Here is an 11056-nt window from a genome sequence, read left to right as displayed (position 1 = left end):
GTACATTGCAACTTGTAGGAGCAGGATTAGGCTCTGCTGCAGTTGTCGCCGGGGCGGCGGTTTCGAGTTCCGATTCTGGCTCTGGCTCAAGTGCAACGCCAGATACAACCGCACCAGAAATTACCTCAGGAACAACGGCCGCCGCTATTGACGAAAACAGTGGTGCGAATCAAGTGGTTTATACCGTTACCGCAACGGATGACAACCCAGTGACTTACAGCTTGTCTGGTGACGACGCGAGCTTATTTACCATTGATTCTGCAACAGGTGACGTGACGTTAATTGCTGATCCAGACTATGAAACTCAATCCAGTTACAGCTTTAATGTGGTTGCCACAGACGAAGCAGGCAATACGTCTGAACAAGCAGTGTCTTTAGACATTAATGATTTAGATGACACAGCACCAGAAATCACCTCAGGAACAACGGCCGCAGCCATTGATGAAAACAGTGGTGCAAACCAAGTGGTTTATACGGTTACTGCCACCGACGACAACGCGATTACTTACAGCTTGTCTGGTGATGATGCGAGTTTATTCACAATTGGTGCCATAACAGGAATTGGTGCCGCAACAGGCGAAGTGACATTAATTGCTGACCCAGATTATGAAACGCAATCCAGCTACAGCTTTAATGTAGTTGCCACAGACGAAGCGGGCAATGAGTCAGAGCAAGCTGTGTCATTGGATATAAATGATTTGGATGACACAGCACCAGAAATCACCTCAGGAACAACGGCCGCCGCTATTGACGAAAATAGTGGCGCAAACCAAGTTGTCTACACAGTTGTAGCAACTGACGATAACGCGATTACTTACAGCTTGTCTGGTGACGACGCGAGTTTATTTACGATTGATTCCGCAACAGGTGACGTAACGTTAATTGCTGATCCAGATTATGAAACGCAATCCAGCTACAGCTTTAATGTAGTTGCCACAGACGAAGCGGGCAATGAGTCAGAACAAGCTGTGTCATTGGACATAAATGACTTGGACGAAGTCGAACCAACCAATACTTTTACTAGTGCCGCTTACGATGAAGCCAGTAATACATTGACGTTAACTGGTGCAGACATGAACACGCTTTTGTTTGATGGAGAAGATGCAACAACAGACATCAAAGACAACCTCAATTGGGACAATTTAACGTGGGACATTAATACGGATAATAACGATAGCAACAATGTTAATTTTAGCCTGAGTGATATCGACAGCGTGTATGTTCAAGATGACAATACGTTAACCATTACGCTAACAAACACGGCAGCAAGTTCACTGGAAGGTAGCACTGATTTTGATCCTTTAACCAGTAATGATTCGATTACTATTAGCGAAGGATTCTCTAGCGATACAGCTGGCAATATATCAACAACGGATGGGATGGAGCGAGATACTTCTATTGTTGTATTTGATTTGGTTAATGGTACAAGCTCTAGTCATTCAGATAGGAGCTTTGATGCGAATGTATCTTATACCATTTATATCGTTGTAGATTCTGATACTAACAGTCTTAATAATAATTTTGCCACATGGTCTGAAGCGAACAATCTTGGCAGTGATGATTTGATCCTTCTAGTTGGTAATGATGCGAGTAACCCAATTGTGAATGTTGGTGGAATTACCAACGTACGAACGTCTTCTGGAGGTATTCTGTTGTGGGAGACAAGTTTAGGTAGTGCCGCTCGTTTTACTGCGGGTGGTAATATCAGGCGTGAAGTTAATAATTCCGAAGGAGGAGCCGTTGATTTATGGGATGGCGGATGGAGTTATCCTAATGTCCCAGCGCAAACATCAGTGAATCAAACAAGACCATTTTTAAATACATTACCAGCTGGCATATTAACCTCTCAAGGTCTTGTTTAGTTTTATTTTAAAGGGTTGTTTTAGGTGACTTTATACGTCTGGAACAACCCTTTTTTGTTTTTTAGATTTTAAAAGTTACAGGAAATGATAATGGCTTATCAGTTACAAATTACAACAGCTGAAGGAACTCAAGTATTGCCTTTAAATGGCATTGAAAATGGCAATATTCCAGCCGCCCCTTCTGCGTCTTATACCTTGCTTGATGAACAGGGTAACCCAGTCATAGAAGACCTTTCATTAACACGTAAAGGCGATAATTTAACCTTAGAAGTTGAAGGTGAATCCGTTGCAAATATTGAAGAATTTTACACTGTCGATGGCTCTCAATATGTCGTTGATGGTTCGCAATCCCTTATTAATGGTGCAGCTTCCGCAGAAAATATGGTTATCAGCAGCTCTGGTCTTGATGCTAGCGGCAACATTATTGCACAAGGTGCAGTCTGGCAGGCTGAAACTAGTTTTCTAGGGTTAAGTACATTGCAACTTGTAGGAGCAGGATTAGGCTCTGCTGCAGTTGTCGCCGGGGCGGCGGTTTCGGGCTCTGATTCTGATTCTGGCTCAAGTACAACGCCAGATACAACTGCACCAGAAATTACCTCAGGAACAACGGCCGCCGCTATTGACGAAAACAGTGGTGCGAATCAAGTGGTTTATACCGTTACCGCAACGGATGACAACCCAGTGACTTACAGCTTGTCTGGTGACGACGCGAGCTTATTTACCATTGATTCCACAACAGGTGACGTGACCTTAATTGCCGATCCAGATTACGAGACTCAATCCAGTTACAACTTTAATGTGGTGGCCACAGACGAAGCGGGCAATGAGTCTGAACAAGCTGTGTCATTGGATATAAATGATTTGAACGAAGTCGCGCCAACCAATATTTTTACTGGCGCCGCTTACGATGAAGCCAGTAACACACTGACGTTAATTGGCACAGACATGAACACGCTTTTGTCTGACGGGGAAGATGCAACAACAGACATCAAAGACAACCTCAATTGGGATAATTTAACGTGGGACATTAATACGGATAATAACGATAGCAACAATGTTAATTTTAGCCTGAGCGATATCAACAGTGTGTCTGTGCAAGATGACAATACGTTAACCATTACGCTAACAGACACGGCAGCAAGCTCCCTAGAAGGCAGTGATGATTTTGATGATTTGACAGAAGACAATTCTATTCAAATCACAACAGGGTTTTCAGTGGATACAGAGGGGAATGTAGCAACGACGGATGCTTACGCAGGCGAAGCTGCAATGGACACCTCTATCGTTGTTTTTGATTTGGTCAATGGTGAAAACTCTAGCCATTCAGATAGAAGTTTTGATGCGGATGTGTCTTATACCATTTATATCATTGTGAGTGGTCAACCTGCTGAACCTGTCGATATCTGGGAAGGGGCGAGTAACTTAGGAAGTGATGATTTTGTTGTGTTGGTGTCAGGTGATGGCAATCCAGTTACAGGATATTCAAACAATTTAATTAATGGCATAACTCATTCCGCACCGGATCGGACGACTTATAAAACAAGCTATGGTAGGGCGGCGGTAATATTAGACGCAGGGTACTTTACCTTGTCACAGTCTAACTACTCTTATACTGCAGTCCGTTTATGGTCAGCAGGCACGAATGGCGATCCAAGCGTTCAAGTAAATACGCTTAGCGGCAACTTTACGTTAACGGCTTTACCATCCGGAGTTTTGACTTCTCAAGGTCTCGTTTAGTTTTATTTTAAGGCGTGTTTGGGTAGCGTTATGCATCTCAAACAACCCTTTTATTTTTTATAATTAACGTTTTTATAGGAAATAGTAACAACATTGCAAATAGCAACATTCCTACAGCTCCTTTATTCTCTTAAACCTTGATTAATGAACTGATTCAAGGTTTTCTACCAATAAAAAAGAATAGTGAAATACAATAATCGAATCATACTTAATAACAACTATTAATCATTTAATACTTGTTTATTGTTCTCATTATTCTTTAGAGCGTGTAATCTACATATTAAATGGTAACGGGAATTCATTTTTAAATACATTTTTTTACTTAAATCAAAACCTGCATAAAAAATTCAGGTCGCGAATCAAATAAATCAAAAATCATCTCAAGAACAAATTATCTAAACAACAAAAAACTTCTGAAAAAGCAAATTAAATACATCATAAGCCGTTGAAAAGTAAATACAATAAAACATAAATATAGTTTTTGTACAGAATTCAACAGCAACGGGAAGCAGATGAAAGCATTAATAATACGGCTTATATTAATGTCTATAGTGGTACTGCATCATCAAACAACTTAGTCGGTGAAATTTAATTTGTAAGTAACGGTTTAACAAATTATAGAAATGCCGCTAAAAGCCAACAGCTTATTGAAGGTTTGACTTACTCTGAAAATATTCCACTTAATGCAAAAATAAGATGGGACTATACTAACTATTGGCTTTCTTTAGATGACAGCTCAACTGAATATGGGCCTTACGTTGGCATTTTTGCAGGTAATCCTGTCACACATATACAATTCCGTATCGGTAATAGTAGCGAACAATCAACCAATGAGATGATTGCGGACAATGTAGTTATTGCAGATGAAGCAGGAAATCCCGTTCTCTCTGAAAACTTTGATACTGGTTTCTCAGAAGCTGAAGCGCTCAGTTCAACCTACTCGAGCTCTGCAGAAGCAACCATAGCAGAAATCGATTTATAAAAATAAATCAGTTTTATCTTTGTAGATGACAAAAATACAATCTGTAAAATTTATATTCGATATAACTTAAAGATTATATAACTCATAAAATAACATTCAAAGAATAAAAATTCTCACCTTTTAAAATAGCGTCTATTATAAAGTGCTAGTTATAAAAATACCCTACCAGGGCAACAATAAAATATGGAAGTTAACAATGAAAAATAATTTAACGAGAACTCTTTTTTTAGCACTATTCCTTGCCGCTTGTGGAGATAGTGGCAACGGTAGTTCAACAAGTACCACCAATTCATCCATACCTTACGATTATTCTAAATATAGAAATGCATTGAATAATGCCAATCTCCAGCAAACAGACCTTTCTGATTGTACCGATGGTGATATTAATGAAAGTTGTTCTAAAAGTGATGTTGTAGATGCTGGTGATTATGAAGACTACAGCTCAGAATACTTTTACGTTGATAAAAGCTCTGGTTGGTTAACTTTTGAAATGGAAGGTAAAAGTAACCGCACAGAGCTACGCTTTACAGAAAATTTCTTAACCGACTCAACTGAAACAACCTATACATTAAGTGCAGAGATCCTCCCTATTTCACCAACAGAGTCAGTTGCAAATAGTACTGATGGTGAGGAAATAACTCTATTACAAGTTCATAATAAAGGTGAAAATAACGCAACCGACAACACTGTTTTGTCACATCCTTTATTACGGGTTGTTTGGGATGGAGAGAGTCGAAGCGATGATGGTACAGATGGAGGTTCATATAGTAATGCATACTGGGCGATCATTAAAACCAACGCTTATGAATGTTCAGACGTTGATGGAGATAATTACAATCCGAACTGTCCAGATTCATACGACAATTTTTACCTCGGTGCTTACGATGCAGATAATCCCACTGACTTTGAAGTTAAAGTAGGTAATTCACAATTAGTGGTTAATGTAGATGGCACTAAAATGGTTGATCATGATATCAGTTATTGGGCTGCACTATACAGTTACTTTAAAGCAGGTGTATACAACCAATACACAAATGGTAACAGCGTTGTAAGATTTAAAACTCTTACCTATAGCGATGGTTTATTAATTAGTGAATTAGACTCATCTCTTGCCCCTTCTGCTAACTTTGATTTATCAAAATGGAACCTAAGTGTCCCAATTGATAATGGAGAAGGTGATGGTTATAAAAAAGCCACAACGGTTACCGTGGAGGATTTAAATGATGACTACCAATTAGCCGATTATTTTTGGACCGATACTAGTGACGGCGGAATGGTTTTCAAAGACTATATCGATGGGGCTATTACATCAAAAAACACAACCTATACACGTACCGAATTACGAGAAATGTTACGAGGAACAGACACGAGCATCAGCACTCAAGGTGTTAATGGAAATAACTGGGTGTTTAGCTCAGTACCAACGGATTTACAAAATAAAGCCGGCGGTGTTGATGGAAATATGGTTGCAACACTCGCAGTGAACCATGTGACAACAACAGGTAAAGATAGTTATGTCGGGCGAGTGATTATTGGTCAAATTCATGCAGCCAGTGATGAGCCGATTCGCATTTATTATCGCTTATTACCAGGCCATACAAAAGGTTCCGTCTATTTCGCTCATGAGCCAAGTAATGGCAACGATGAGCAATGGTATGAAATGATAGGATCTAGAGATGATGATGCAGATGAACCCTCAGACGGCATCGAACTAGATGAAAAGTTTAGTTACGAAATCGATGTTGTAGGCGACATCATGACGGTAACAATCACTCGTGAAGATGGCAGTACGATTGAAGAAGAAGTGGACATGAGCAACAGTGGATATTCTGATGGTTATTACACAAAAGATGGAGTTGAAACTGAAGATTATATGTATTTCAAAGCCGGTGTTTATAACCAAAACAAACTTGTTGATGAAGATGAAGACGGTAATGATGATTACGGCGCTGAAGCTGATGATTATGTTCAAGCTACTTTTTATTATTTAACCGTGTCACATTAATATTAATATTCTTCTTTTGAACTTCGATTAGAATAAAGAATGCCTGTTACCAATATAAACAATGTTGATAACAGGTGTTTTACCTTTTATATTCATAATTTCCTCTTTTAAATTTTATTTAATCTCTACTCCTAAGTATTTTAACTCCTTCAATAAAAACAGCTTCTCTAATGCTTACTGATTAATAAATACTAATCCAGCCCTACCACTTTTTACAACAAGCAATCCTACCTAGTAATTTCTTCGTATGGAGTATATTAGCAAGCAATTAAGACAATATAAGAGCAATTATTCATTGATACATAGCAATATCATGGTTACCAAATTAAACAGTTTAAAGTGTCTCCAATTAAACCTTTTATAACATGATGACAACAGTAAAGATCAATGAGTTTAAAAATTATCTAAGCGCATCAGTAAAGAGTAAGAGTAAGAGTAAAAGAAAAACTAAAATAGTTAATATGAAATTTTAAGCAAAAAAAAGCGGTTAGATAAACTAACCGCTTTCTATTAACTAATGTTAATAATGAATCACTTGCTTAAACTAATTAGCTTAGTTCAGGAAGTTTATCTTCATCGTCATCATCTTTTTTGTTCTCTGAATCAGCATCTACAGCGTTAATCAGTAATAGACCAACACCTAACACGATACCACCACATAGAACAAACACTAAGCTTGGTACAAATGCATTTGGTAAGAAGAACATAGCCATGATGCCTGCACCAGCAGAAGCAATTAACATACCCAACATTTTACGTTGTTTGTTATCAAGTACAGCTTGTGCACTAGATTCATTACGTAAAGGCGTTGCTAAGTTGTTAAAGAATGTATCAACATCTTTCTCACGCTCTGCAGATAATGGCTTGTAGAAGAGCATAGTACTACAGAAGAAACCACCCGTAATAACAATGTGACCTAATAGACCAAGACCAACTTTAAGATCTTTCCATTCACGACCAGTTAATGCAGTCTCTAGACCAAACCAGTTTTGAATGTCTTGTGCAGAGATAACTAAACCAACGTAGTAAGATACAGCAGCACCAACGATTAACGTTGCCCAAGCAGCCCAATCCGGAGTTTTACGGATGAAGAAACCACAGAAAGCAGGAACCGTCATAGGGAAACTGATTAAAGCACCCACGTTCATCATAACGTCAAATAGGCTTAGACCTTTAAGAGAGTTAATGAATAACGCTACGAAGATGATCACAAGGCCAAATACAGTAGAGGTTACTTTAGAACAAGTTACTAATTCTTTTTCAGTCGCCTTTGGACGTAAAACAACTTGGTAGAAGTTTTTAACAAAGATACCTGAGTTACGGTTTAAACCAGAGTCCATAGAAGACATGGTTGCCGCGAACATTGCAGAAATAAGTAAACCAACCATACCTACAGGCATGTATTCTTGTACGAAGTAAAGGTAAGCATAATCAGCTGCTTTTTTACCAGCTTCAGGGTAGATAGCTGCTAATTCAACACCAGTAGATGCTAGGTACCAACTTGGTAGGAACCAAATTAGAGGACCCATAGTCATTAAGATACAAGCTAGTAATGCTGCTTTTTTAGCATTCTTAGAATCTTTTGCCGCAAGGTAACGGTAAGAGTTAAGCATGTTATTAGTAATACTGAACTGCTTAACAAAGATGAAGAATGACCATAATGCAAAGATAGTGAAGTAGTTAACTTGAGTACCAACAAGGAAAGTAACTTCTCTTGTAGATTCAAATCCTTCAATGATATTAGAAATACCACCACCTTGGTTTAACGCAACAATTGCACATGTAATTGTTACAGCCATGATAATAACCATCTGCATAAAGTCAGATGCGATTACCGCCCAAGAACCACCTGTTACCGACATAACAAGTACAACAATACCCGTTGCCCAGATAGTCACTTCGATATCAACACCGAACAAACCAGAAGCAATGATTGCTAGACCGTTTAACCAAATACCAGCGTTAATTACACTGTTTGGCATACTTGTCCAAGTAAATACTTGCTCATTTTTACTACCAAAACGTTGGCGAACTGCTTGAATTACAGTTACAACACGTAGTTGGCGGAACTTCGGAGCGAAGTATAAGTAGTTCATTAGGTAACCGAACGCGTTAGCAATAAAGATAATCGCAACAGTGAAACCATCGTTGTAAGCTTTACCGGCAGCACCAGTAAATGTCCAAGCACTAAATTGTGTCATGAAGGCAGTTGACCCTACCATCCACCAGAGCATGTTACCGCCCCCACGAAAGTAATCACTTGTATTAGATGTGAATGTTCTAAACATCCAACCAATGGCAATAAGGAAAAGGAAGTAAATTCCCACTACCAGAATATTAAAGTCCATATTAAAAACCCTTTTGTTATTAAGAATGCGCAGACAATATATGAGTGTGGCCATTAATTGTATTACAATAGAGTGATAGTGTGATTGAAATCATAATAAAATCGCGTTACCAGACATTTTACTGATCTAACTCAAATGTAGTAGTCATCAGTACTCGCTAGGGATTGGCAAAAAGTGCAAAATTTAAAACAGAAGAGCCTGATCACATTTTAATTTCATTTCATTGCAAATGTATGACTACAGAATAAATTTTGTACAGACTTTAAAATAAAAAAACAGAAAATAATAAACACAAAAATAACGCATTCTATTGATTTAAAACACTTTATGAACAACCCGTTCCTAACAGACAATATTTAGAAAACGACACTTGTTTAAAATAAATCGATTTATCATATTTATTTTTATAATTAGTCCGAATTAATACTTAAAATCACTTATTTTTCGGAAAATAAAAGCAATATGTTAACAACTCGATAAAACCTTAGATGCATTTACACGTAACTAGATGAATGCTCCATGGGATAAAATTCGCACAAAAAAAGCAAACTGAGCGATCTCTACATTCATTGCTATTCATTCAATAACACAATATGCAAAATAAGGTTTATAAGCCATTTCCAGCCATAGAACGATTATTTCCTATAACAAACTAGATTTAATCGATTAACAGCAAGAATAACCAGTAACAGGCTTGGAGCGAGGAGATGAGCTAAGTACTCACTAATGCAAAAATTAGGGCAAAGTAAAAATCACGCTGCTAAAAATAAGCGTTGAATAAATATGGCTAACAAGGTTACAAATAGAAAAAAGCGAAGATCAATGAAAATTAAAAGAAGTAAGAAAATTAATTTTGTAAAACGAATTGTTCAGATGGTGTGAGTAAACTATAAACTAAATAATAAAGAGACAAACGAGAACGTGCTTAAAGCATTGCCATTGCAAAATAGACGATATAACAAAGAGTCTTAAACAAAAAAGCGCTTGAAGAATTAACTCCGAGCGCTGATTGTATTTATCTAATTAACTTAAATTAGAATTGCATGTTAAGTAAGAAACCAACTTTTACTTGCGCATCATCAAGTGAAGTTGTTGAAACAGAATCTTTATCAGCTCTATACTCAATTAAGTCGCCTTGTTGCATTGCTAACTCAGTTAATAAGTATACATTCTTAGTTAATGTGTGCTTAGACGCAACAAACAGATCCATATAAGCATCATTATCACTTACATTATCAATATCTTGAGTGATGTAATCACCACCAACTGATAGTTTAACTGTGCTACTTAATTTGTATGTCACATCAAATTCAACACCAGTAGAAGTAAAGTCTGAACCTGTGTTAGCAGAGTTATCTTCATAAGCTGCGTCTTGGTAAGCCACTAAACCAGCTACAGAGATATCACCCATTTGATACTCAACTTCAGCTTGACCATAAACTGCAGTTGAAACTTGTGCGAAATCTGCTGAATCTTGATTATAACCAGTAGTATGACCTACACCGGCATTAATTTGTAAATCACCTGGTTTATAGAAAGCGGTAACTTGCATAACTTTAGCATTTTTGAAGTCATCACTATCGTCTTCATTATTAATACCATAAGTTGCACTTATAGTAAGATCATCAATTTCAATTTCATACACTAAAGCATTAGAATGCTCAGTTGATCTTCCATCAAGCTTACCTGAAGCTGCACCGCCCCAAATCTCAGCAGTATCAATACCAAAATTATCAAATGATGTAATTTGGTTACCCCAAGTTAGCTGACCATATTGACTATGGTTAAAACCTGCCCAAGCATAGAAAACACCTACTGCAGCGCCAATTTCAGTGTAGCCATCAGGATCGGCAGTTAAATCCATACCCGCAATGTAATCTAAATTGTCACTTGCATGCCAAGTAAATTTGAAATCGATATCATCAAAGATAACTTCAGTCTCACCGCTATTTGATTTATAATCACCGTCAGTATCGGTAAAAGTTATATATGACTTTAAATCTATATCGCCATTAAAATTAAGTGTCATATCATCGTTTTTAATTAAATCAACACCGCCAGCAAATGCTGAAGTAGCGCCAAGAAGTGATGGAATAAGAACTGCTAAGAGTGCCTTTTTCAT

At 37.7% G+C, this 11056-nt stretch carries 6 protein-coding genes; 4 read left to right on the top strand and 2 right to left on the bottom strand.

Annotation, left to right across the window (positions count from 1 at the left end):
* The 4 genes from E2R67_RS11590 to E2R67_RS16885 form a co-directional block, all read left to right on the top strand.
* Nucleotides 1-1862, top strand: a 1862-nt coding sequence (locus E2R67_RS11590; RefSeq protein WP_134291116.1) for a cadherin repeat domain-containing protein, incomplete at its 5' end; no start/stop codon positions are given.
* Nucleotides 1863-1952: 90 nt separating this feature from the next.
* Entirely contained in the window at nucleotides 1953-3599 is a 1647-nt protein-coding gene (locus tag E2R67_RS11585) for a cadherin repeat domain-containing protein (protein ID WP_166739377.1), read from the top strand.
* 655 nt (nucleotides 3600-4254) lie between these two features.
* Complete coding sequence (locus E2R67_RS11580) at nucleotides 4255-4581, top strand: hypothetical protein (RefSeq protein ID WP_134291114.1); 327 nt, start codon at nucleotides 4255-4257, stop codon at nucleotides 4579-4581.
* A gap of 196 nt (nucleotides 4582-4777) precedes the next feature.
* The gene (locus tag E2R67_RS16885; RefSeq protein WP_243837006.1) at nucleotides 4778-6586 is read left to right on the top strand and encodes a polysaccharide lyase family 7 protein; all 1809 of its coding nucleotides are present in this window, start codon (nucleotides 4778-4780) and stop codon (nucleotides 6584-6586) included.
* Nucleotides 6587-7134: 548 nt separating this feature from the next.
* On the opposite strand, the gene E2R67_RS11570 is transcribed toward E2R67_RS16885, so the two are convergent.
* Entirely contained in the window at nucleotides 7135-8934 is a 1800-nt protein-coding gene (locus tag E2R67_RS11570) for a sodium:solute symporter family transporter (protein WP_134291113.1), read from the bottom strand.
* Between the two features lie 1033 nt (nucleotides 8935-9967).
* On the bottom strand, nucleotides 9968-11056 hold the full coding sequence (locus E2R67_RS11565; RefSeq protein WP_134291112.1) for a porin: 1089 nt from the start codon (nucleotides 11054-11056) through the stop codon (nucleotides 9968-9970).

Origin of the sequence: Psychromonas algicola (assembly GCF_004378355.1) — a bacterium.
Lineage (GTDB): Bacteria > Pseudomonadota > Gammaproteobacteria > Enterobacterales > Psychromonadaceae > Psychromonas.
The sequence above is the reverse complement of the archived record's forward strand: the minus strand, read 5'-3'. Positions and strand labels throughout refer to the sequence as shown.